General features: G+C 69.1%; 21 protein-coding genes and 2 pseudogenes. 11 read left to right on the top strand and 12 right to left on the bottom strand.

Features of this window, described 5'->3' with window-relative positions:
* Positions 1-300: 300 nt before the first annotated feature.
* Together WFH25_RS11155 and WFH25_RS11150 are read left to right on the top strand one after the other, a co-directional pair.
* On the top strand, positions 301-624 hold the full coding sequence (locus WFH25_RS11155) for a DUF1508 domain-containing protein (RefSeq protein WP_336697706.1): 324 nt from the start codon (positions 301-303) through the stop codon (positions 622-624).
* A gap of 90 nt (positions 625-714) precedes the next feature.
* Complete coding sequence (locus tag WFH25_RS11150; RefSeq protein ID WP_336697705.1) at positions 715-954, top strand: DUF2188 domain-containing protein; 240 nt, start codon at positions 715-717, stop codon at positions 952-954.
* Between the two features lie 151 nt (positions 955-1,105).
* Here WFH25_RS11150 and WFH25_RS11145 read toward each other — a convergent pair.
* Positions 1,106-1,333: pseudogene (locus tag WFH25_RS11145) on the bottom strand (IS3 family transposase); the annotation flags it as partial.
* A 245-nt stretch (positions 1,334-1,578) separates the two neighbouring features.
* Between WFH25_RS11145 and WFH25_RS11140 the strand changes: the two are divergent.
* A pseudogene (locus WFH25_RS11140) lies at positions 1,579-2,627 on the top strand (IS110 family transposase).
* Positions 2,628-2,899: 272 nt separating this feature from the next.
* The gene (locus tag WFH25_RS11135; RefSeq protein ID WP_336697704.1) at positions 2,900-3,106 is read left to right on the top strand and encodes a hypothetical protein; all 207 of its coding nucleotides are present in this window, start codon (positions 2,900-2,902) and stop codon (positions 3,104-3,106) included.
* 82 nt (positions 3,107-3,188) lie between these two features.
* Here WFH25_RS11135 and WFH25_RS11130 read toward each other — a convergent pair whose 3' ends face one another.
* From WFH25_RS11130 to WFH25_RS11110, 5 genes are all read right to left on the bottom strand, one after another.
* Positions 3,189-4,361, bottom strand: coding sequence for a M20 family metallopeptidase (locus WFH25_RS11130; RefSeq protein WP_442892409.1), 1,173 nt, complete (start codon positions 4,359-4,361; stop codon positions 3,189-3,191).
* The gene (locus WFH25_RS11125) at positions 4,348-5,022 is read right to left on the bottom strand and encodes a DUF1028 domain-containing protein (RefSeq protein ID WP_336697703.1); all 675 of its coding nucleotides are present in this window, start codon (positions 5,020-5,022) and stop codon (positions 4,348-4,350) included. The genes WFH25_RS11130 and WFH25_RS11125 overlap by 14 nt, the downstream gene beginning before the upstream one ends.
* Positions 5,019-5,429 (bottom strand): RidA family protein, encoded by a 411-nt coding sequence (locus WFH25_RS11120; RefSeq protein WP_336697702.1) that lies wholly within the window; start codon positions 5,427-5,429, stop codon positions 5,019-5,021. Before WFH25_RS11120 ends, WFH25_RS11125 begins: the two co-directional genes overlap by 4 nt.
* The gene (locus tag WFH25_RS11115) at positions 5,426-6,760 is read right to left on the bottom strand and encodes a flavin-containing monooxygenase (protein ID WP_336697701.1); all 1,335 of its coding nucleotides are present in this window, start codon (positions 6,758-6,760) and stop codon (positions 5,426-5,428) included. The genes WFH25_RS11120 and WFH25_RS11115 overlap by 4 nt, the downstream gene beginning before the upstream one ends.
* A gap of 147 nt (positions 6,761-6,907) precedes the next feature.
* Positions 6,908-7,831, bottom strand: coding sequence for a LysR family transcriptional regulator (locus WFH25_RS11110; protein ID WP_336697700.1), 924 nt, complete (start codon positions 7,829-7,831; stop codon positions 6,908-6,910).
* Positions 7,832-8,005: 174 nt separating this feature from the next.
* Between WFH25_RS11110 and WFH25_RS11105 the strand changes: the two genes are divergently transcribed.
* Together WFH25_RS11105 and WFH25_RS11100 are read left to right on the top strand one after the other, a co-directional pair.
* Complete coding sequence (locus WFH25_RS11105) at positions 8,006-9,433, top strand: purine-cytosine permease family protein (RefSeq protein WP_336697699.1); 1,428 nt, start codon at positions 8,006-8,008, stop codon at positions 9,431-9,433.
* On the top strand, positions 9,430-10,938 hold the full coding sequence (locus WFH25_RS11100; protein WP_336697698.1) for an aldehyde dehydrogenase: 1,509 nt from the start codon (positions 9,430-9,432) through the stop codon (positions 10,936-10,938). Before WFH25_RS11105 ends, WFH25_RS11100 begins: the two co-directional genes overlap by 4 nt.
* A gap of 65 nt (positions 10,939-11,003) precedes the next feature.
* On the opposite strand, the gene WFH25_RS11095 is transcribed toward WFH25_RS11100, so the two are convergent.
* Both WFH25_RS11095 and WFH25_RS11090 read right to left on the bottom strand, forming a co-directional pair.
* A complete protein-coding gene (locus WFH25_RS11095; RefSeq protein WP_336697697.1) occupies positions 11,004-12,542 on the bottom strand; it encodes a GMC family oxidoreductase in 1,539 nt (512 codons plus the stop codon).
* Positions 12,539-14,050, bottom strand: a complete 1,512-nt coding sequence (locus WFH25_RS11090) for a GMC family oxidoreductase (protein WP_336697696.1) — start codon at positions 14,048-14,050, stop codon at positions 12,539-12,541. Before WFH25_RS11090 ends, WFH25_RS11095 begins: the two co-directional genes overlap by 4 nt.
* Positions 14,051-14,372: 322 nt before the next feature.
* Between WFH25_RS11090 and WFH25_RS11085 the strand changes: the two genes are divergently transcribed.
* The 5 genes from WFH25_RS11085 to WFH25_RS11065 all read left to right on the top strand — a co-directional run bounded on the left by WFH25_RS11085 (position 14,373) and on the right by WFH25_RS11065 (position 19,353).
* Positions 14,373-15,332 carry a sugar phosphate isomerase/epimerase family protein gene (locus WFH25_RS11085; protein WP_336697695.1) on the top strand — a complete coding sequence of 320 codons (960 nt, stop codon included), beginning with the start codon at positions 14,373-14,375 and terminating at the stop codon, positions 15,330-15,332.
* A 65-nt stretch (positions 15,333-15,397) separates the two neighbouring features.
* Entirely contained in the window at positions 15,398-16,504 is a 1,107-nt protein-coding gene (locus WFH25_RS11080) for an ABC transporter substrate-binding protein (protein WP_336697694.1), read from the top strand.
* 1 nt (position 16,505) lies between these two features.
* Entirely contained in the window at positions 16,506-17,474 is a 969-nt protein-coding gene (locus WFH25_RS11075; RefSeq protein ID WP_336697693.1) for an ABC transporter permease, read from the top strand.
* Positions 17,474-18,283 (top strand): ABC transporter permease, encoded by an 810-nt coding sequence (locus WFH25_RS11070; protein WP_336697692.1) that lies wholly within the window; start codon positions 17,474-17,476, stop codon positions 18,281-18,283. Before WFH25_RS11075 ends, WFH25_RS11070 begins: the two co-directional genes overlap by 1 nt.
* Before the next feature lie 2 nt (positions 18,284-18,285).
* Positions 18,286-19,353, top strand: a complete 1,068-nt coding sequence (locus tag WFH25_RS11065) for an ABC transporter ATP-binding protein (protein ID WP_336697691.1) — start codon at positions 18,286-18,288, stop codon at positions 19,351-19,353.
* A 554-nt stretch (positions 19,354-19,907) separates the two neighbouring features.
* Here the strand turns inward: WFH25_RS11065 and WFH25_RS11060 are convergent.
* From WFH25_RS11060 to WFH25_RS11045, 4 genes are read right to left on the bottom strand one after another with little or no spacing between them, the layout of a single operon-like run.
* Positions 19,908-20,096 carry a hypothetical protein gene (locus WFH25_RS11060; protein WP_336697690.1) on the bottom strand — a complete coding sequence of 63 codons (189 nt, stop codon included), beginning with the start codon at positions 20,094-20,096 and terminating at the stop codon, positions 19,908-19,910.
* 8 nt (positions 20,097-20,104) lie between these two features.
* Positions 20,105-21,133 (bottom strand): hypothetical protein, encoded by a 1,029-nt coding sequence (locus tag WFH25_RS11055; protein WP_336697689.1) that lies wholly within the window; start codon positions 21,131-21,133, stop codon positions 20,105-20,107.
* Positions 21,133-21,378: a hypothetical protein gene (locus WFH25_RS11050; protein ID WP_336697688.1), complete on the bottom strand. Its 246-nt coding sequence runs from the start codon at positions 21,376-21,378 to the stop codon at positions 21,133-21,135. The genes WFH25_RS11055 and WFH25_RS11050 overlap by 1 nt, the downstream gene beginning before the upstream one ends.
* Positions 21,375-22,247, bottom strand: coding sequence for an antitoxin VbhA family protein (locus WFH25_RS11045; RefSeq protein WP_336697687.1), 873 nt, complete (start codon positions 22,245-22,247; stop codon positions 21,375-21,377). Before WFH25_RS11045 ends, WFH25_RS11050 begins: the two co-directional genes overlap by 4 nt.
* Positions 22,248-22,274 lie beyond the last annotated feature (27 nt).

The following is a 22,274-nucleotide window of genomic DNA, read 5'->3' as shown; positions in this document are numbered from 1 at the left end:
CTAGGCCGAAGCGCTCACCGTGTTCCAGAACCAGATTGGAGCCACCACATGGTCACCCTCACCGGTTGAGCCCTCACTGTACCCACGAAGACGCCCCCGTTGTCACGCATCGCGCGAACGTGCGGGTTTCGCGGTCGGGTTTGCGCGTGTCGAAACGCGCCCCGGATGTCTTCGTGACGGCTCCATCTGTCGAGCCGACGAATCACAGTCACGTCCATCGTGACTGATCTTCCTCCGCCGCCAACACCGGCGGCTCCCTCCGCAGGGCTCACCCTGCCGACAATGGAAGGAGCGGGCACAGTGTCCCTCCGTTTTTCGATTCAGCCCACCCAGAACGCGCAGTGGTCCTGGTGGCTCTACGCAGGCAACGGCGAGATGGTCGCCTGGGCGGGAGAGACGTTCGTGACCTCCACGAACGCTCAGCGCGCCGCATCGGCGTTCAAGGTCGGCGCGCTCACCGCCCGGTACGACGTGTACCTCGACACCGCCGGCTCGTGGCGGTGGCGGGCATGGCGCTCCAGCAACAAGGTCGCAGCGTCCGGTGAGGCGTTCACCTCGCAAGCCAACGCCCAACGAGCCGCGACCAACGTGCAGATGAACGCTGGCGGCGCCACCGGTGCGTAAGCACTCCACCCCTCAACGGTGGTCGGCGGGACCCACACCGCCGACCACCACCGCGCCGCGCACACGCGGCAGAACAGAAAGAAGAACATCGTGACCAACAGCAACGACCGACACGTCGTGAAGAACCCCAACGGCGGATGGGATGTCAAGGCAGGCGGCGCATCCCGTGCCTCCGCACACACCAGCACGCAGGCCGACGCCATCAACCGCGGACGGCAGATCATCGGCAACGCCGGCGGTGGCGAGCTCAACGTCCACGGCCGCAACGGGCAGATCCGCGCGAAGGACACCATCGCCCCCGGCAACGACCCACGAAGCAGCCGCGGCTAACCAGCCCAGCACATCGGACGGGCCCACAACCTGTGGTCCCGTCCGATGTCGTCAATGCGCTGCGGGCCGTCCTGTACCTGTCGCTGTCGAGGGCTGCTGACATGGCCGCCCGAGGTGCGCGTCACTAAGAGACGCGCGCCTTCGTCAGCTGGCCGGTGGCAGTGAGGTCGTCGGCGATGAATCGGTATCCGGATGTCGGGCCGTCGCGGTGCGCATCGACGGCTTCGGTCAGGTGCGCATTCTGCCAATCGCGGCGGCTCACTGGGTCTTTCCGCCAGGCATAGAACGCCTACTTCGTGAAGCCCAGCACTCGGCAGGTCACCGCGACCGGGATCCGGTCGGCGGCGAGTTCAAGGACCAGCGGGTATCTCTGTAATGGTTTCCGGCTGGTCCGAGGCCGGCGGACAGGCTGATCCCCGACGCTGCCCGTGTGACTCCGGGTATGTCCGACCCGCAGCCGCGGTGTCCTCAAAATGACTCGTCCACGAGCGGCGTCGGGCATCGGCCTGCCCACCTGGATGACCTAATCAGAAGAGCGTCCGCCGCTCCCGATGTGACTCATTACAGAACTGTCTTCACGTGACCCTGCAGGCCTCGACCAGCACGAAAGGAAGCAGGCACGGAATGGGCAAGATCGCGGAACACTTCGACTACGTCGTCGGCGTCAATACGCACGTACGATCCCACACCTTCACCATCGTCACCGCAGCGACGGGCATTGTGGCCGGGACGGAAGCCTTCCCGAGCAGCGCCGCGGGTATGCGGCGTGCGGTCGTGTGGATCAGACGTCGCACCGAGCGCGGACGCGTCTTCGCGGCAGTCGAGGGCACTTCGTCATACGGCGCGAAACTGACCGACGCGCTGCAGCGCGAGCACATCCCTGTCGGTGAGATCCGACCACCCTCCAGACGCAGTTGTGCGCACGGTGGGAAGTCCGATCCGATCGACGCGGAGGCGGCAGCCCGATACGCCCTGGCCCGCAACGAGGACAACATCTCGCAACCTCGAGCGGGCGGCAAGCGGCAAGCGCTGCGGGTGCTCCTCGCCGCACGGCGCCTGATCGACGGGCAACGAACGGCGAACCGCAATGCTCTCACCGCGCTCCTTCGCATCATCGACCTCGAACTCGACGTCCGCCGACCGATCACAGCACGTCAGCTCGAAGAGATCCACAGTTGGCGGGCCCGGGCGAGTGACGACACGGTGACGGCGATCGCACGCCAGGAAGCCAACGGCTCGCGGCCGCGATCAAGGCCGGCGACCATCAGCTCGCCGAGAACCGGGCATCTCTCCTAGAACTCGCCGACGAGCTCGCGCCGGGACTGCAGGCCACCATCGGCGTCGGCCCCGTCACCGCGGCAATCATCATCTGCGCCTACTCGCACCCGGGCCGGGTCAGGAACGAAGCCGCGTTCGCCGCGCTAGGCGGCGTCGCGCCACTCCCGGCGTCGTCCGGCAATACGACCCGACATCGCCTGAGCCGATCCGGTGACCGCCAGCTCAACCGAGCCCTCGACGTCATCGCCAGAACGCGCATGAGCTGCGACCCGAGCACCCGCTCATACGTCGACCGATCACGAGCCAGCGGGAAAAGCAGCCGCGAGATCCGCCGCAACCTCAAGCGCTACATCAGCCGCCAAATCCTCCGCCAGCTGAACGCCAGCACCGCTTGACAACAGGCATAGAAGAGTCATTTTGGGAGGTGTGCCTGGGGCAGATAGGCGGCAGCACAGCGGAGGATCTCGTTCTCCGGCTCCAGCAGCCGGTTCTGTTTCCGCAACTCCCTCAGCTCCGCGTTCTCCACACGCGTGACGCCGGACTTGACGCCGTCATCGACGTCCCCTCGGACATCCCGAAGTTATTCGCGACCTGCGTCAACGGGATTTAGCCCCGACGCGCGACCGCGATCACGTCGCGCCGGAACTCCTCTGGATACGGCTTGGCCATGATCGATATCCTTCCAGCGAGGACCACGTCCTCACAGGTCAGGAGTCAACGGAACCTGCAGCAGTCCCTTGAGCTTGATACCGGCGACGCAGACCGGCTTGTCAACGCTGTCGCCACCTTGAACGCCACGGCCGTGGTCAGCATGCTCGAGCTGCCCCACGAGACCATGCGGCGGATCGTCAGTGCCGGCACCCGCATTCGCTGAACCAAGAGAAGCGCTTGGGACCGAGCATTCAGCCTCCCTCGGCTCAGGACAGGGATTCGGATGAGGCTCTTGGCTCGTGGGACTAGGCATTCGCTTCAAGTGGTCTCGTCAGCTTCGCCGTGACGTGGTCGACGGCGGTCCAACTGAGTGCGACGGCAGCATCCCGGACCAATGCTGCGGCGCTCGGTCCAATGCACGCGGCGGCGAACTCGGGCTGGTGGTTGGACGCACCACGAGCCTCCAGACCCATGTACGGGTGGATGGCAGGGACCCGCTGCGACACGTTCCCCATGTCGGTGGACGCGCGGTTCATGCGCGCCGCCGCGTCGCCGGTAGTGAACCGGCGACCGAGGGCCGTCGCGTTCTTGACGTACGACGCGAGGACCGAATCGGCCGTCCGGAACTCCGAGTACGGCTGGCTCTCGGGCGTGACGGTGAGCCTCGCGCCGGAGGCGACCGCACCCGCCTCGAAGCAGCGCAGCACGCGTTCCTCGACCTCGAGCAGCTGGGCGAGGGTCTCCGCGCGGACGTACCAGCGCCCCTCGGTGCGGGCCGGGATCGCGTTGGGCGCCATGCCACCGACGGTCTGGATGCCGTGGACGCGCGTCCCGGCCGGGAGCTGTTGTCGCAGGAGCCCGATGGCCACCTGCGCGACGACGAAGGCGTCGTTGGCGTTGACGCCCTGGTCCGGGTACGCGCCGGCGTGCGCGGCGACGCCGTCGTAGGCGATGTGCGAGTGCGTCACGGCGAACGGGCGGGCATCGGCGACGTCGACGGGCGCGGGGTGGACCATCATGGCGAGGTCGACGCCGGCGAACGCGCCGCGGTCGAGCATCTCGATCTTGCCGCCGCCTCCCTCCTCGGCGGGGGTGCCGTACAGCTCGACGGTGAGGTCGAGGTCGTCGGCGACGCGGGCGAGTGCGATTGCCGCGCCGACGGATGACGCGGCGATGAGGTTGTGTCCGCACGCGTGCCCGAGGCCGGGGAGCGCGTCGTACTCCGCGACGAGCGCGATGCGGTGGCCCCCTGTGCCGATCGTGGCGTGAACGGCCGTGTCGAGCCCGAACGCGCCGACCGTCGTCGTGAACCCGGTGGCGTCGAGCGCACCGGCGACCCAGGCGGCAGCGCGGTGCTCCTCCCAGGCGATCTCGGGGTGTGCGTGGATGCGGTCCGCGAGCGCCACGAGCTGCCCGTGACCGCGTTCCGTGGTCACGCGGAGTTCACGTTTCGCTCGGTCGACGTCAGCGGTCGTCACCGGGCACTCCGTATCCGGGGGAGCGTGCTGGGTCCTGGCCGCGGACGATGTAGTCGTCGCGCTGCGGGAGCCAGACCGCGAGGAGTGCCCGCAGGTCGGCGAGCGGGTCGTCGCTCCAGTCGACGCGGAGGTCCGTGGTGCGCCATCCGTGTCCGCTGACGACCGTCAACCCGGCGCTGTGCACGGGGCCGGCTTCGCCGCCCTCGGCCATTGCCGCGGCGAACGCGGTGAGGAGGCGCTCCTCGAGGGAGCCGGAGGCGCGATCCCAGCCCTCGACGAGGGCTCGCGGGACCTCCGGGGTCGCGAGCATGTTGCCCGCGGCCGCGGCGCCCTCGCCTCTGTGGGAGGCAACGATGCCGAGCGCGCGTTCGCCCGAATGGACCGCGGTGCGGCCTGCCGCGTCGACCGCGACGAGCTGCCGGTAGGGGGCGGTCGCGTCGGTCGTGACCACGCGGTCGACGGCGTGGTCGGCGGCGGAGCCGCCTTCCATGATGTCGAGGACCCGGCGGCCTAGCCGTGGGTCGGTGATGTTCTGCGAGTGCACAGCGCCGACGCCGTCGCGGAGGTGGACGCACCGGGCAGCGACCGCGGGGGAGGACGAGCAGATGACGGAGCCGAAGGACCCCGTTTCCGCGTCGCGGACGGCGAGGGAGAAGGTCACGACAGGACCGCGGTGGCGTCGATCTCGACGAGCCACTCGGGGCGGGCGAGCGAGTGCACGACGATCCCGGTCGAGACCGGGAAGACGCCCACGAGCCACTTGCCCATCGTCCGGTACACCGTCTCGCGGTAGCGGACGTCGACGAGGTAGACGGTCACCTTGACGATGTCCTCGAGCGTGCCGCCGGCCTCTTCGAGGAGCATCGCGATGTTCGCCATCGCCTGCTCGGTTTGCGCTTCGACGTCACCGATGCCGACCGATTCGCGGGTCTCGAGGTCCTGCCCGATCTGGCCGCGGAGGTACACGACGCCGTTCGCGACGACGGCCTGGCAGAGGTCGTTGGCGAGGTTCTGCTCAGGGTACGTGTCTCTGGTGTTGAACGGACGGATGCGGGTGTGCGTGGTCATCGTGCTGCTCCGGTCTGGGCGATCGCGAGGGACTCGTCGCGGATGGTGTCGTTCGGCTCGGCCGTGCGCCCGGTGATCGGCGCGGGCCCGGTCGTGTGGGCCGCGTAAGTCCGCTGGATGGCGATGTGGTCCGCGACGTAGCCGGCGTCGTGCCAGACACCCCAGATGAAGCTCGAGCCGCGGCGGGACTGCCAGGGCAATCCGAGGAAGTAGACGCCGGCCTCGGCGGAGACGCCGCGCTGCTGGCGGGGCTTGCCCCGATCGTCGACCGCCTTTCCGTGGAGCCAGCCGTAGTCCTGCCGGTACCCGGTCGCCCACACGATCGACGTGACGCCGGCAGCTTCGAGGTCAAGTTCGAGCACCGGGTCGATCGCGCTCGCCGGGAGAGGGCCGAGGTGGTGCGCCTCGTGCTCGTCGGGCAGGTCGAGACCGTTCCGCGCGACGTACGCGTCCGCCTCCGCGAGGAGTGCGAGGTGGTTCGCGTCGCCCCGCGTGATGTTGTCGCGAAGGTCGGGGGCAAACCGCATGGTCCCGGCCTCGAACGCGGTCGTGCGACCGACGAGCGTAATGCCGCTCGCCGCGAGGTCGCGGAAGTCGACCGTATGCCCGCCGTCGGCACCGCTCACCGCGATCGTGACGTGATCGGCGCCGAGTGGCGGCGTCGCAGCTTCCCACTTGTTGAGCACACCGAGCCACCAGACGAAGTCCCGCCCTCGGTATGCGCGCGGCGGGCGGTCGTGGGGGCCGACGGACAGGAACACCGCTCGGCCCGAGCGGCGGACCTCGTCTGCGATCTGCACGCCCGAGGACCCTGCGCCGACGACGAGCACGGCACCCTCGGGGAGCTGCTCGGGGTTGTGGTACGAACTCGAGTGCACCTGGTGGAGTCCGGCGCTCTCGGGGACGATGGTGGGAATTACCGGGTGCTGGAACGCTCCCGTGGCGGCGACGACGTACCGGGCGTCCCACGTGCCGTCCGAGGTCTCGACCGTGAAGCCCGGACGGCCGCCGTTCCTGCGGACCGCGGCGACGTCGACCCCCGTCCGGACCGGCAGGTCGAACTTGCGGACGTACGCCTCGAAGTACGCGGCGACCTGGTCCTTCGTCGCGAAGCCGTCGGGGTCGATGTCGAACTCGAGCCCGGGGAATCGGTCGTGCCACGCGGGGCCGTTGGCGACCAGGGAGTCCCAGCGTTCGGAGCGCCAGCGCTCGGCGATGCGGCTGCGTTCCAGGACGACGTGCGCGATGCCCCGGGTGGCCAGGTGCTCGCTCATCGCGATCCCGGCCTGCCCTGCTCCGACGATGACGACCTCGGTCTCGTGCCCCGACATGCCTACCTCCAAGTGAAACGGGGAGACGCCCCGCGTTGTTCCGTTGAGAGCCAGGCTGGTTGCCATCTGCCGCATCGGTCAAATAGACGAAGATCATTGATCGGATCAGCAATGGAGATGTGCAACCTCGTCGAAACACCGCCGTAATTAGGCGGGTTCGAGCGACTCTCGGAGGACCTCGCCCGCGACCTCCATGAGCGCGCGGGCGCGGGCCGTCATGCGCACCGACCGCATGGTCGCGAGCACGACCGACAGTGCGGGGACGTCGTCCGCGATCGGACGCGCGATGACCCGCGCGCCGTCGTATGTTTGGTCGTGTCGCGGGCGCTGGTTGAGGATCGAGAACCCGTGTCCGTGTGCCACGAAGGCACGGACGGTCTCGTAGCTCATTGACCGGTGCCGAATCTGCGGCTGCAGGCCGACCGAGGCGAGGATCCCCAGGAAGTAGTCGCGGCTTTGGGGGAGATCGAGCAGGATCATCGGTTCGCGTGAGAGCTCGCGGAGGAACACGTGCGGCTTCGCAGCGAGCGGGTGGTCCGCCGCGAGCAGCACGTGCGGGGGTGCCTCGCGCAGCACCGTCTTGCGGATGTCCGGTCCCATCTCAAAGTCGTAGCCGATCACCACCTCCACGCGCCCGCTTCGCAGGGCGTCGCGGGCGCCCTCGGCGTCAACCTCGTCGACCTCTATCCCGAGGTACGGATGGGATACGCGGACCCGCGACACGATGGCTGGCAGGACGAACGGCGCCAGCGTAACGAAGCAACCGATGCGGATCGATCCGCGCACCTGGTTGTCGATGCCCCGCGCGGTGTCGAGCGCCTCCTCAAGGTTGAGGATGAGCGCTCGTGCATCCCCGAGGAGCTGCTGACCTGCCGGGGTCAGCGCGAGCCCACGCGCGCGCTGCCGAATGAACAGCTGCGCGCCGATCTGCGTCTCGAGGTGGGCGATCGCAGTCGACACCGCGGACTGCGCGACGAGGAGCTGCTGGGCGGCGCCGGTCATCGACAGGCACGAGGCTGCCTCGATGAAGTACCGCAACTGAGTGAGGGTGATGTCGGGCTTACGGCTCACGTGAGCGCCCCTTTCATTTCGCGCCTGTTTCCGGTTCATGTCGCGCTTGCATCGCTACCGGCTAGATCGGTCTTCGCGATCCGATGCATCATCTAACGTCATTGGCGAGATGCGGTCCAGCGGACCATGCTGCTGTCCACCGGCGCCCGAGCGCCGCGATCCGAGGAGGAGCCCATGAGCACAGCGACGCGCACCTACGTCGCCGGTGTCGAGACGCGGACCGTCGACCACATCCCCGAGACCGAGCGGCACGGCAAATTCCGCAACCTGTTCACCATCTGGTTCGGCAGCAACATCATGATGTTGACGATCGCGACCGGCGTGCTCGCCACGGCTGTGTACGGCCTGCCGATATGGGCCGCCGTCGTCGCCCTCGCCATCGGCAACGTCCTTGGCGGCGTCGTCATGGCGCTGCACGCGGCGCAGGGCCCGCAGATGGGCGTTCCGCAGATGTTGCAAACCCGGGCGCAGTTTGGCTCCTACGGTAGCCTCCTCGTCGTTGTCATCGTGGTCGGCATGTACGTGGCGTTCTTCGCCTCGAACGCGGTCCTCGGCGGCCAGGCCCTCGACGGGCTCCTCCATCTCGGCAGTTTCTGGTCGACGGCGCTCATCGGCGCGATCAGCGTCGTCGGTGTCGTCTTCGGCTACCGGCTACTGCACGCGCTCGGCACGATCATGACGGTCCTCGCCGGCCTCGTGCTCGTCGCGGTCTTCGTGTACATCGGCGTCGGCCATACGCTGCCCGCCGGCACTATGTCGAGCGGCACCGTCACGGCGGCCGGGTTCATGAGTGCGGTGTCGGTCGCGGCGCTCTGGCAGATCGCCTACGCGCCCTACGTGTCGGACTACACGCGCTACCTCCCGAAGGACACCGGTGTCCGCCCGGCGTTTTGGGCGACCTTCCTCGGCTGCGTGCTCGGCTCGCTCATCACCATGGCGCTCGGCGCGCTGCTTGGAGCGGGGTTCCCGGAGCTCGACACCGCGACGGGGCTCACGCACCTCGCCCCGGGCATCGGTGGCCTAGCGCTCTTCGCCTTCGGCGTCGGCATCAGCGTCACGAACGCGATGAACCTGTACTGCGGTAGCCTCGCGGTGATCACGATCGGTCAGACGGTATTCTCGAAGTGGGTCCCGCGCGCCTGGACCCGCAGCGTCGTCGCCGGCGTCCTCTTCGTCGTCGCCCTCGTGATCGGCGCCGCCGGTGCCGGCAACTTCCTGGTCAATCTGTCGAACTTCATGACGCTGCTGCTCTGCGTGCTCATCCCGTGGACGGCCGTCAACCTCGTGGATTACTACGCGGTCCGGCACGGCGACTACGACATCGCCTCGCTCTTCCGGAGCGACGGCGGCGTCTACGGCCGGGTCAACCGGTACGCGGTCATCTGCTACGTCCTCGGCATCGCCGTGCAACTGCCCTTCATCAACACCGCGTTCTACGAGGGCCCGGTCGCCGTCGCGCTCGGCGGGATCGACATCTCGTGGGTGATCGGGCTCGCAGTCATCTGCCCGCTCTATTACGTGCTCATGCGCCGCCGACCCGTCGCCGGGGCCGCCCCCAGGGACGCCGTCGCCGCGCCCGCCGTGGTAGGAGTCGCAGAATGACCGTCGCTGTCCCGGCTCCCGGCACGTTCCGCTCCTGGCAGGACGCCGCCGTCGCACTCCGGTTCCCCCGCGACGCGTTCATCGACGGCCGGTCCGTCCCCAGCCTCGACGGCACCCGACGCAGCACCGTGAACCCCGCCACGGGCGCGGTCCTCACCGAGGTCGCGGAGTGCGGTGAGCGTGACGTCGACCTTGCCGTGCAGGCCGCACGGCGCGCGTTCGCCGACGGCCGCTGGACGCGTCGGTCACCGCGCGAACGGCAGGCCGTGCTCGTCCGCCTCGCCGACCTCGTCCTCGAGCACGCCGACGAGCTCGCGCTGCTCGACACGCTCGACGCCGGCAAGCTCATCGCGGACACGACCGCGTTCGACGTGCCCGGCACCGCGGCGATCCTCCGCTGGTACGCCGAGCTCATCGACAAGCTGCCAGACGAGATCGCGCCCACAGCGGAGGGCGAGCTGGCGCTGGTCCGTCGTGAGCCGCTCGGCGTCGTGGCGGCGGTCGTGCCCTGGAACTACCCGCTCGAGATGGCGATGTGGAAGCTCGCCCCCGCGCTCGTCACGGGCAACTCGGTCGTGCTCAAGCCGGCCGAGGAGTCCCCGCTGTCCGCGATGCGTCTCGCCGAGCTGGCGTCCGAGGCGGGCCTCCCGGACGGCGTGCTCAACGTCGTCCCGGGTGCTGGCCCCGTCGCCGGCCGCGCACTCGGCGTGCACCCGGACGTCGACGTGGTCACCTTCACCGGGTCGACGCCCGTGGGCGCGCTGTTCCTCCGGTATGCGGGCGAGTCGAACCTCAAGCAGGTTTGGCTCGAGTGCGGTGGCAAGAGCGCGAACCTCGTGTTCGCCGACACCGCCGACCTCGACGCCGCAGCCGACGGGGTGATCGCCGGCATCTTCACCAACCAGGGGCAGGTCTGCTCGGCCAACTCGCGCCTCCTGGTCGAACGGAGCATCGCCGACGCGCTCATCGAGCGGGTCGCGGCGCGCGCGTCGGCCATCGTGGTCGGCGACCCGCTCGACCCGGCGACCACCATGGGCCCGCTCGTCAGCAGCCGCCACGCGAGCCGCGTCCGTTCGTACATCGAGACCGGCCGACGCGAGGCGTCGCTCCTGCTTGGCGGAGGACCGGTGCCCGGCGCCACGAGCGACGCGTTCGTCGCACCGACGATCTTCACCGACGTGCCGCCCGCCGCGGTCATCGCCAAGGAGGAGATCTTCGGGCCCGTGCTCGCCGTGATGCCCTTCGACACCGAGGACGAGGCGATCGCGCTCGCGAATGACTCCGTGTACGGGCTCGCCGCATCGATCTGGTCCGACCGGCTCTCGCGCGTGCACCGCGTCGCGCCGCGACTCCGGGCTGGCACCGTCTCGGTGAACACGGTCGATGCGATCGACGTCGGGGTGCCGTTCGGCGGGTTCGGGCAGTCCGGCTTTGGTCGTGACCTCTCGGTGCACGCGCTCGACAAGTTCACGGCGTTGAAGACCACCTGGATCAAGCACCAGTAGCATCGCCCGACGACGGAAGACCCGAGCTTGCCCGCACGTGCAGGCCTGCTCGGGTCTTCCGTCGTTCAGCGCTCGCGGTCGCGGCGGATGAGGTCGGCGGCGCGTTCGGCGACCGTCATGATCGTCCCGACCGGGTTCACGGCGGTGACCGACGGGAACACCGAGGCGTCCACCACCCGGAGCCGCTCGACCCCGCGCACGCGGAGCTCCGGGTCGAGGACCGCGAACGCGTCATCGTCGGCGCCCATCCGGCAGGTCCCGGACACGTGGTAGACGGTCTGGTGGACGTCGCGGAGCACGCGCGAGAGCTCCTCATCGCTCTGCACCTCCGGTCCGGGGAACACCTCGCGCACGAGGTGCTGCGCGAGCGGCTCCTCGGCGGCGATCCGGCGCGCGGCGCGGACGCCCTCGACGAGCATGCGTTCGTCGTGGCCGTCGGCGTCGGTGAAGTACCGGTAGTCGATCGACGGCGGCAGGTCCGGATTCGATGACGTCACCCACACGCGACCACGGCTCGCGGGCTTCGCCACGTTCGGGGCGATCGCGGCGATGCGCTCGGGGAACGTAACGCCGCGGGCGAGGGGATGGTCGACGACCGCCTCGACCGGGAAGTGCATGAGCACGTCCGGCTGGTCCGGGGCGCCGTCGACGCTGAGCATCGCGCCGGCGTCCCACCCGCTCGCCGATGTCGCCGGGATGTCCGTGGCGACCTCCCAGACCGCCAGGCCCTCGGCGTGGTCTTGCAGGTTGCCGCCCACGCCGGGGGAGTCGACGACCACGTCGATGCCCGCGGCCTCCAGCACGTCGCTGGGGCCGATGCCGGAGAGCTGTAGGAGCCGCGGGGTGTCGATCGCGCCCGCGCTGAGCACGACCTCGCGCGCGGCCCGGTAGGTGGTCACCACGCCGTCGGCGTCGACGACCTCTACACCCACCGCGACCCCGTCCTCGATGACGACACGGCGGGCACGCGCCCCGGTCACGACGGTGAGGTTCGATCGCTCGTCCATGATCGGGTGCAGGTAGTGGATTGACGTCGCACCACGCACGTTCGTCTCCGGGTCGTACCCGACCTCGAAGAAGCCGCTGCCGGCGGCGCGGACGTCGAGCCTGCCGTCGTTCCAAGCCTCCTGTTCCGGGACGTTCAGCGCCCGTGCCGCGGCCGTCACGACGTCCGCGACGAAGGGATTGCGGTCGGCGGCGCCGACCGGGTGGATCGGGACCTCGAGACGGTCCCAGTATGGGAGGATCGTGGCCGGGTCCCAGCCCGAGGCACCGAGTCCGACCCACTCGCGCAGGTCCGATGCGAGCGGTCGCCAAGCGATCATGGTATTAGCGTTCGAGCAGCCGCCGAGGATCCGCATGCGCGCCTGCCGGATGTCCGAGTTCCCGCGCTCCTGCGGGACGCTGCGGTAGTCGAGGTCGTACTCGCCCTCGAGCATCTCAGCCCAGCGGCGGATGTACCGGGCCCGGTCCTCGCTCCGATCGTCGGGACCCCACTCGAGCAGGGCGACGCTGACGTCGGGGTCTTCCGACAGGCGCGCGGCCAGGAGCGATCCGGCCGTGCCACCGCCGATCACGAGGAGGTCGAACGTGGTCTCGCTCATGCCTGGACTCCTTCGGGGACGAGGGCTGCGACGGCCCGTGCCGCGCGCACGGCGGTGACGGTGCCCGCGAGGGTCGAGTTCGCCGCCAGGGCCGTCGGAAGGACGCCGTTGCCGGCGACGAACACGTTCTCGGTGCCCCAGACGAGACCGTTCGGGTCGCACACGCTCGTGCCGTCGTCGACGCTGCCCATCCGCACCGTCCCGGTCATGTGCAGCGAGGAGCCCGCGGGCAGGATAGCGGTGTCCCGCTCCGGGTCGAACCGGCCGAGTGCGTGTCCGACCCGTGCCTGGTCGGCGCGGGCTGCCGTGATCGCCTCCTCGTCGGCAGGGCTGCGGGAGAAGTGCACGCGCATCGCGGGCATCCCGACCGGGTCGAGCTCGTCGCCGAACTCGATGCGGTTCTCGCGCCGGATCTCGGTGGGGACGTACCAGGTGAGACCCACGACGTAACCCGTGGTCGTTCCGTCCTCGTCCTCCATGGTGCCCTCCATGAGCTGCGCCTGGAACGGCTGCCGCTCGCCGCTCACCGGGAGCCAGGACGACCCGGAGTTCCACTCGCGGTCCCGTAGCGGCGGCAAGGTCGCGAGGTCGACCCCGAGGCGCTCGTGGTCGAGCTCGGTGCGCCCTGTAAGCATGGCGTGCTCGTTCATGTAGTGCCCGAGCGCCTCGGGACGAATCCCGGAGGCCCAGAGCAACTGCGGGGTCCGGAGCGCATCCGCGGCGACCACGACGACGTCGGCCTCGATGACGCGCTCCTCGCCGGTGCGCAGCGAACGGACGACGGCGCCCGACGCCCGGCCGTCCTCGCTGAGGACCCGGAGGCACGTGGTCTCGGTGACGACGTTGGTGCGGGGTTCATTGTCGCCGCCGATGGGTGGAAAGATCCGGCTCGGTCCGGTCCGGTACAGCCGGCCGTCCGGTCCCTCGTTAATCGCCATCGGCATGGGCTGCGGGCCTCGGCCCGGGTCGGATACGGCGCCGAAGAGCTCCGTGAGGGTGCCGAGCACGGGTTCGCGGGCCGGGCTCGGTCCGTACGGGTCGGGGTTGGTTGCGAGGAGTTCCTGCGCGCGGACGAGGTCCGCCCGCCACTCCCCCGGGTCGACCGCGTAGGGCACCTCGGCGCCGTACGGGACCGGGGTGGCCGCCGTCCAGTGCACACCCATGCCGCCGGCGTTCCACGCGATCGCTGCACCGGGGAGCGTCGGGGCGACGCCGTCGAACGCGGCGAGATCATAAATGCCGGGGCGGGCGGCGGACGGCTCGCCACCGAGGGTCCGCTCGAGCTGCGCACCGACGTACACGGCCTGGTTGCCGCCGCCAGCGAGCTGGTTGTACGCGCCCCAGATGCCCTCGTCCTCGACATCGTGCAGGTGCAGCCCCGGGGTGTCGCCGATCACCGGACCAGTGTCGACCACCGTGATGCCGACGTCGGGGCGTGCGGCGCGGACCTCGGCCGCGACCGCGGCTCCCATGATCCCGCCGCCGACGATGAGGACGTTAACTCGCATGCTGACCTCCCAGGCCACGTTCGTTCAGGTGATGATCGCGCGCGAGGAGCGGAGAGCGGTCATCGGGAACGCGCACACGCTACATCGCCTCGCCAGATGCAACCCTTTGACGTAATCACTCGGTAATGCAACGGAAACAGAACCCCGCGGGGATCACCCCGACGTCGACCTGGTCGAGGCTACTGTTTCACGTCCGTTTCAGAACGGCCTTACATCTCGAAAAGTGATTCTTTCGCTCGCTACATCGCATTTGCTTGGGTAGCGATCACGCTCGAACAATGGTGCAACTCCGGCTCGGCGTCGGAGAGGGATAGGAGCAGTCATGAGCAACGACGGAACGCCTCGCTACGGCGTCGACCTCATCACGTTCTTCGACCCGGCGGCATGGGGCGAGCCCGACAGCGCGGCGCTCGCCGCGCACGCCGACCGGGAACCGCTCTGGTTCTGGACCGGTGTGCTCGACCGCCTCGAGGAGGCCGGGGTCACGGTCCTCGAGACGACCTTCCCGCCCGCGGACCTCATCACCGCCGCACGCGCCTTCGGTGGTCTCGACGGTCTCCGCACCGAGCTCGATCGCCGCGGAATGCGTGTCGTCAGCGAGTACTTCGGTGACCTGGAGCACGCGGACCTCGCCGCCGCCGACATCCGCGAGCGCCTCGTCGAGGCCGCGTCGGCCGCCGCCGAACGCCTCGCCGCCGTCGGTGGGTCGTTCCTCGTCGCGGGCATGCCGATGCGCCGGAGCAACACCGCCGGCGACCTCGAGCCAGTCGACCTCGCCACGCTCGCGCCGATCGTCGACGACGTGCACGCGATCGCGGAGGCTGCTGCACGGCACGGCGTCCGGTTGCTCCTGCACCCGGAAAGCCACTCGACCTTCTGGACCTCGCGCGACGTCGACCTCGTCATGCTGCTCGCGGATCCGTTCCTCGTGGGGCTCTGCGCGGACACGGGGCACCTCGTGCTCGGCGGTTCCGACCCCGTCGCCGTGATCGAGCGCCACGCCGACCGCATCGGCCTCCTCCACTGGAAGGACGCCGCCGGTCGGTTCACCGAACAGGTGCCTGTGGACGCCGAGGTCTTCGTCCGGCACCGCCCGTACTTCCGTCCCATGGGCGAGGGGATCGTCGACTGGCCCGCCGTGGCCGCGGCGCTCGACCGTGCCGGTGTGACGGGTCCGGTCCTCCTCGAACTCGACGCCGCGCCCGACCCGGTGGCGCGGCTCGTCGAAGCACGTCGCCACCTCGACGGCGTCTTCGCGCACCACCCGGTCACCACCCCCTGACCGTTCCCCCTGCAACAGCTCATTCCCCGGGTGCTCAGCACCTCGCCCGCAAAGGACGACACGACATGAAGCTCTCCATCTCCGGCTCCCGCCGTCGATCCCGCCTCGTCGGCGCGGCCGCGGTCGTCGCCACGGCGGCGCTCGCACTCAGCGGCTGCTCGCTCTCCTCCTCGAGCGCGAGCAGCGATGACGCCGACACCCTCACCGTCGGCATCTGGAAGGACTACGGCGCGGACCTGCCCTGGGTCGCGAAGCAGTTCAAGGCCGAGACCGGTGCCACCCTCAAGTTCCAGTACATCGACTCGGAGGAGAACCTCCTCCAGCTCATGGACAAGGCGAACGGTGGCATCGACGTCGCGCTGCCCAACGTGCAGTACATCGGGAAGGGCATCGAACAGGGCCTCTTCCACGAGCTCGACACGAGCAAGCTCACCAACTACGACGACATCTACTCACGGTTCCGCGACCTCGATGAGATCCGCAGGGACGGCAAGCTCTACGGCATCCCGTGGACGTGGGGCTCGACCGGCGTGTTCTACGACACGAAGGACTACCCGACCGCGCCGACCTCGATCTCGACGCTGTGGGATGCGGCGGCTGCGGGCAAGGTCGCCGTCACGGACGACGCGACCGTGCTCGTCCCGAGTGCAGCGCTCTACCTCGGTGAGGACCCCCAGAACCCGGACATGACGAAGGTCAAGAAGGCGCTCGAGGAGCTCAAGGCGAACACGAAGGTCACCTACTCGTCGACCAGTGACCTCGCGAAGTCGATCTCGAGCGGCTCCGTCTCGATCGGCATCGCGAACTCGGACGGCATCGGCGGCATGATCGGCGGCGGTCAGGGTGACCTCGCCTACACCGTGCCGAAGGAGGGTGCCGTCGGCTGGATCGACAACTGGGCGATCTCGGCCAAGACGAAGCACCTCTCGCTCGCCTACAAGTGGCTCGACTACATGACCGGATCGACGTTCCTCACCAAGTGGGCGAACACCCCAGCGGACGCCGCCCCGGCGCCCGCGAACGAGAAGGTCGTCGACTCACTCAGCGCGGACACGAAGACCCGCCTGCAGGCCGACCCGTCGTCGATCGACCGTCTCGCCATCCAGCTCCCCGTGCCGGCCGCTCGACTCCAGGAGTGGACCGACACCTGGCAGGAAGTCAAGGCGGGCTGACGTGACCGCCGCAGCTCCAGTCACCCGTGGGCGGGCCGGTCGCCGGCCCGTCCGCGGGGCGGCGGCCGCTCGCACCGCGCTCATCACGCCCGGTGTGCTGCTCCTCGTCCTCTGCGCGCTCCTGCCGCTCCTCGCGATCGTCGTCATCGGGTTCACCTCGGGCGACGGCGGCGTGACGTTCGACAACTTCAGTAAGGCCATCACATCGGCGACCTACCTGCGACTCCTCTGGCGCACCGTGTGGATCGCCGTCCTCGTCACGGTCCTCTCCATCGCGATCGGCTGGCCGGCGGCGTGGGCGCTCGCGCGGTACGTGCAGCCGCGCACGCGGTCGCTGGTGCTCGGGCTCGTCGTCATCCCGTACATCACCTCGCAGCTGCTGCTCATCTACGGGTACATGACCCTCGTCCAGCCCGGCGGGCCGGTGTCCTCGATCGCCGCGCTGTTCGGCGGCGACGACCAGACCTCGTTCCTCTACACGCCCACCGCGACGCTCCTCATGCTCGTGTACGAGAGCCTGCCCACCGCGGTCCTCGTCATGTACTCGGCATCGGAGCGCGTCAACGGCTCGCTCCTCGAGGCGGCCCGCACCCTGGGGGCCGGCCGCCTGCACGCCTTCACGACGGTCATCTGGCCGCTCTGCTCCGGCATGCTCCTCGTCAACTTCTCGCTGACCTTCGTGCAGACCGTCGGTGCGTTCGCCGAACCCCAGGTGCTCGGCGGCCCGAACGGCAACATGCTCGGCAACGCGATCTCGGAGCAGCTCGGGACGGGGTCCGGCGAGCCGTTCGCCGTGGCGCTCTCGCTGCTGCTCCTCGTCGCGAGCCTCATCGTCGTCGGCATCGCCGCACTCGTGCTGGGCATCGGGAACCGTGCGCGGAAGCCGCGCGTCACGCCGGCCGCCGAGACGGTCGCTGCGGCGACGGTCTCCTCGACACTCGACCCGGCCCTCCAGGAAGGAACCCGCTGATGCGGAAACCGATCGCGCCGCGCGTCCTCGTCGGCTGGCTCTGGGGCGTGATGGTGGTGCTCGCGCTGCCGATCCTGTCCATGGTCGTGCTGTCGTTCAACAGCTCCCGGTACGGAACGCTGCCGTTCCACTTCACGACCCACTGGTACGCGCAACTCGGTCAGGACGGTGCCCTCATCGGCGCGCTGGAGACGAGCATCACGCTCGCCTCCGAGGTGACGGTGATCGCGGTCGTCATCGGCACGCTGCTCTCGTTCGGCCTCGCGAAGACGTCGGTCGTCATCAAGCAGCCGGTGAACGCCCTGCTGCTGTCGGTGCTCACCGTGCCCGCGCTCATCCTGTCGGCGGGCCTGGTGTCGGTGTTCTCGTTCCTCGGGCTCTCGCAGACCACGCTGCCGCTCGTGCTCTCGTCCGTCGTCGCGAGCCTGCCGTTCGTGGTGCTCGTGGTGAGCGGTCGCCTGCAGGACCTCGATCCGCGGTTCGCCGAAGCGGCCCGCTCGCTCGGCGCAGGCCCGTTCAGGACCTTCCTCACGGTGACGGTGCCCCTGATGGCGCCGGCCATCGTCGCGGGTGCGCTCCTCGCCTTCGTGATGTGCTTCAACAACTTCGCGGTCCAGCTGTTCCTGGCGCCCATCGGCGTCTCGACGCTGCCGGTGCAGATCTACTCGATGGTGCGCCTCGGCGTGACACCCGACGTCAACGCGCTCGGCACGCTGATCGTCGCGAGCACGATCGTCCTCATCCTCCTGCTGCACGCCCTCACCGGGAACGCGGCGAAACTCTTCACCTCCCAGAACGGAGCACGCTGACCATGGCGATCCTGACCGTCTCCGACGTCTCCAAGTCCTTCAACGGCACCACGGTGCTCCACCCGATCGACCTCACCGTCGAGGACGGCTCGTTCTGCTGCATGCTCGGGTCGTCCGGCTCGGGGAAGTCGACGCTGCTCCGGATCATCGCCGGCCTCGAGGAACCCGACGCCGGCACCGTGCGGATCGGTGACCGCGACGTCACGCACCAGGCCGTCGAGCGCCGCCGCATCGGGTTCGTGTTCCAGAACTACGCGCTCTTCCCGCACCTCGACGTGCTCGCGAACGTCATGTACGGCCTCCGTGCCCGCGGTGTGTCCCGTGCCGAAGCGCGGAAGAAGGCCCAGGAACGGATCGCCCTCGTCGGCCTCAGCGGGTTCGAGCACCGCAAGCCCGCACAGTTGTCCGGCGGCCAGCAGCAGCGCGTCGCCCTCGCGCGCGCACTCGTCGTCGACCCGGAGGTCCTGCTCCTCGACGAGCCGCTCAGCGCGCTCGATCGGAAGATCCGCGGCGAGATGCAGCGCGAACTGGCGCGCGTGCACGCGGAGACCGGGCTCACGACCGTGATGGTCACGCACGACCAGGAGGAAGCGATGGGCCTCGCCGACACCGTGCTCATGCTCGACGGCGGTCGGGTGCAGCAGTACGGCACGCCGAAGGAGATGTACGCGCGTCCGTCAAGCCAGTTCGTGGCGTCGTTCCTCGGTGCGGAACCGGTCGGCACGGGTGCGGTCGTCGGCGAGCTCATCGACATCGGTGGCACCCGCTTCGCCGTCCCGGGCCACGGTCTCGAACAGGGGAGCGTCGCGTCGGTCGTGGTGAAGTCGGAGAGCGTCATCCTGCACCCGGCGGGAGACCTACGTGGGACCAATTCGTTCACGGGCGCCGTCGAGAGCATCGACTTCACCGGACCATTCGCCCGCGCGGTCGTGCGGGTGGGCGGCGTGTGGCTGCCGTCCACGATGGCCGCGCACCAGGCGGACGGGATCGAGGCCGGTCAGAGCGTCGGGGTCACGGTCGTCGACGGTGGCCTGCACGCCTACTCGTCGGAGGCGCGGACGGTCGCCTGACCCGCCCCCCAGGAGGAGCACCCGCATGACGCCGAACATTGTCAACGGCACGGCACGGCACGGCACGGCACGGAACGCCCGCTCGATTCGGAGAGGCCGTTCGCGGCATGGCTCGACCCGTCCCGGACGGCCGTCATCTCGATCGACATGCACCAGGGCCACCGATCCGATGAACCAGACTCCCCTGCCCGGCACCGAGGCCGTGAGATCGTGGCGCCCGTCGACGCGTTCCACGCCGAGGCGCGGGAACGGGGCTGATCCGCTCTCCGCTAATGGGCTGCGCCGTCGACCGGCGACGGCAGCGTCGATCACACCAGCGGGCACCGCCAAGCGTGGTCGAACTCGAGCTTCCGGCGAGCCCGCCGTCCGACCGTGCCAGGTGTGCGGTCTCGGTGGAGTGCGTCGGCTGGCCAGCTGCTCCACCGCCATTGGGAGCCGATGCGGGAGACGTCGCCGCAGACGTAGACGCGGTCGGCCCAGCCGAGGACCTCGAAGAGGTGTAACTGCTCGAACTCGTTGTGCTGGTTCCGGCGTGAGAACCGGCCGATTCCCGCTCACGGGTTCCTCGGTGTCCGCGACCGGGTGACATCTTCAGCCTTCTGGCTGTCGAGGCGCTCCCAAACGGCCCTCCTTTCCTGGTCGTGGCACCAGAGCTCGTCTCGATCCTCCGGCTCCGATGCGTGCTCCAGCTTTGAGAAGAGGGCAAGACCAGCTTTCGGCGACAGGACGATCTCTGACGTCATCGTGTTCCTCAACTCGGCAGATTGTGCCGGAGGTCGTAGCCGGTGTCCGCGAGAAACTGCAGCCGGTTCCGCACTTCTTCGAGCGAGGCCGCGTCGTCGTCATTCCGCATGTCGGCGCGGAGGAGCGTGTTCGCGGTGATGACGTCGTCGGTACGGTCCGTGTAGCCGGCTGCGGCGGCGGTGAGGAAGATGGTGGGGTCGGCGGGTCGGATGAGTTCGGTGCCGGAGTAGCCGACCGTGTCGGGTTCGAATCCGAGCGCGGTCATCTCAACCTCGTGCTCGGTGAATGCGACGAGTCGGTACGGCATCTCCCGCCTGCTGATGGCCGGGTAGCCGGGGCGGTCGGAGATGGCGCGACCGGAGATCCGGCAACCGGCGCCGATGAGCCGTTCCGCCTGCTCGACGAGCGGCCGGTCGGACGTCCACCGAGTTCTCACTCCGCCGGGTCCGGGGTAGCAGGCGATGGCGAAGTCGATGAGCCCGCCGATCTTCCGTGATTCCCACCCGATGTCGGTGCGGTGCACGCGTTTCCCGAGTCGGGCGAGCGCGTCGTCCACCTGTCCGGGAGTGAGTCCTGCCCGCACGAGACCCTCGAACGTGGAGCCGTTGACGGCGAGCATCCGTGCGACGGCGAAGGTGACGTAGATGGGCGCGGCGTCCTTCCACCTCTCGTGCACGCCAAGGACCTGCTTCCCGTCGACCCAGACGCGGCGCCGGTCGACGTCGACCAGCAGCACCGTCTCGGTCTGCTCCGCGAGCGCAATCTGCGTCGCGGTGACGGTTCGCGGCGCCAGGAGCAGCAGCTCGGCGTCAACGGTCGCCTCGTCGCGCGGCCGCTGCGTCAATGATGGGAAGCGCGCGCGCCGTCCGTCGGCGAGGCGGATCGTGTCGTGCGTCTCCACGACCGCGGCGAGCCCTGCGAGTTTCAGAACGGCGAGAGCGTCGGTGAGGTCGGTGGTGTCGCCGAGCCCGTACGGCATCGTGACCTGCGGCCGACCGGAGTAGGCGGCAGCCACCCATTCGAGTGCGGGCCCCATCAGCTGTGCTCTTCGGGGGTGTCGGGGCGGATGAGGGCGATGAGCCAGCGGGCTTCCTCGAGGAAGGGTTCCCATCCGTCGCGGGTGTCGCCGTGTGCTGGTTCGCAGATGTTGCCGGTGTCGGTGCTGCGGATGATGACCTGCCGAAGTTTGGTGCTGGGTGGGTCGCGGAAGAAGACGTGCCCGTGCATGCCGGTGGTGTCGAAGGCGACGTTGATGAGGAACAGGTCCGGCCGGCTGCTCATGGTCGCCACCGCCGTCCTCGGAACAGGGCGACGATCGTTGCGAGCGGCCGCCCCTGTTGAATCCAGGTCAACGGTGTCAACGGTGTCAGCGGTTCGTCGTTGATGGTGAGGAAGGTGCGGGGTGTGGTGATGAACTCGGTCATCGCTGCTGCGTCGAGGAGCGGCTGCGGCGCTGCTGCGTAGAGGACGTCCAGTCCGGGTAGCAGCGAGGACGGGTCACCGAACTCCGGCAGTGCGGGCTTCGCGAGCTGCCAGTCGGGGATGCGTTCCTCACCCTCGAGGTCGAAGCTCAGCAGCCGGTTCGCCCCGAACAGCTCACCGACCTCCTCGATACTGACCTGCAACGCGGCTGCGGCTTCCGCTTCTGTGAGGGTCGAGTCGAGCAGGTGCCGTCGGATGCGTGCCTGCGTCTCCTGCCACCAGCCCTCGGGAACGTCGGCAGCGGCGGTGGGAGGAACGCCGGGCACGCGGGGGATCTGTCGGCCTTCGTCCGCGTAGGCGCTGAGCTGCTCACGGGTGACTTCACCGCGGGCGTACATCCACAGCTGCGACTGCCACGGCATGTCGTCGGGGAACCCTTCGAGGTAGCCAGAGTGGATCACCGCCCGGACCGCCTTCTCCCGGCGGGCGATTTCGGAGGCGGGGATGAGGAGGGTCTGCACGATTCGGTTCGCTTCCCGCACCGCCGGCACCGCGAGATCCGATAAGACCGTGTTGTGTTTGTCGTAGAGCTCGTACCCGGGCTCCGTGTCGATGGGGCGGACCAGGATCTGCGCCAGGTGCGCGTCCGGGTTGTCGGTGTCCTCGAGGAGGACGTGCCCCCAGAGGATCCGGTCGTTCGAGAGGTGCATGGACACCAGACGCATCATCAGCGGGAACCTTCGACAGTAGAGAGA

This window comes from Curtobacterium sp. USHLN213, from assembly GCF_037144815.1.
In the GTDB taxonomy this organism is placed as follows: domain Bacteria; phylum Actinomycetota; class Actinomycetes; order Actinomycetales; family Microbacteriaceae; genus Curtobacterium.
The sequence above is the reverse complement of the archived record's forward strand: the minus strand, read 5'-3'. Positions and strand labels throughout refer to the sequence as shown.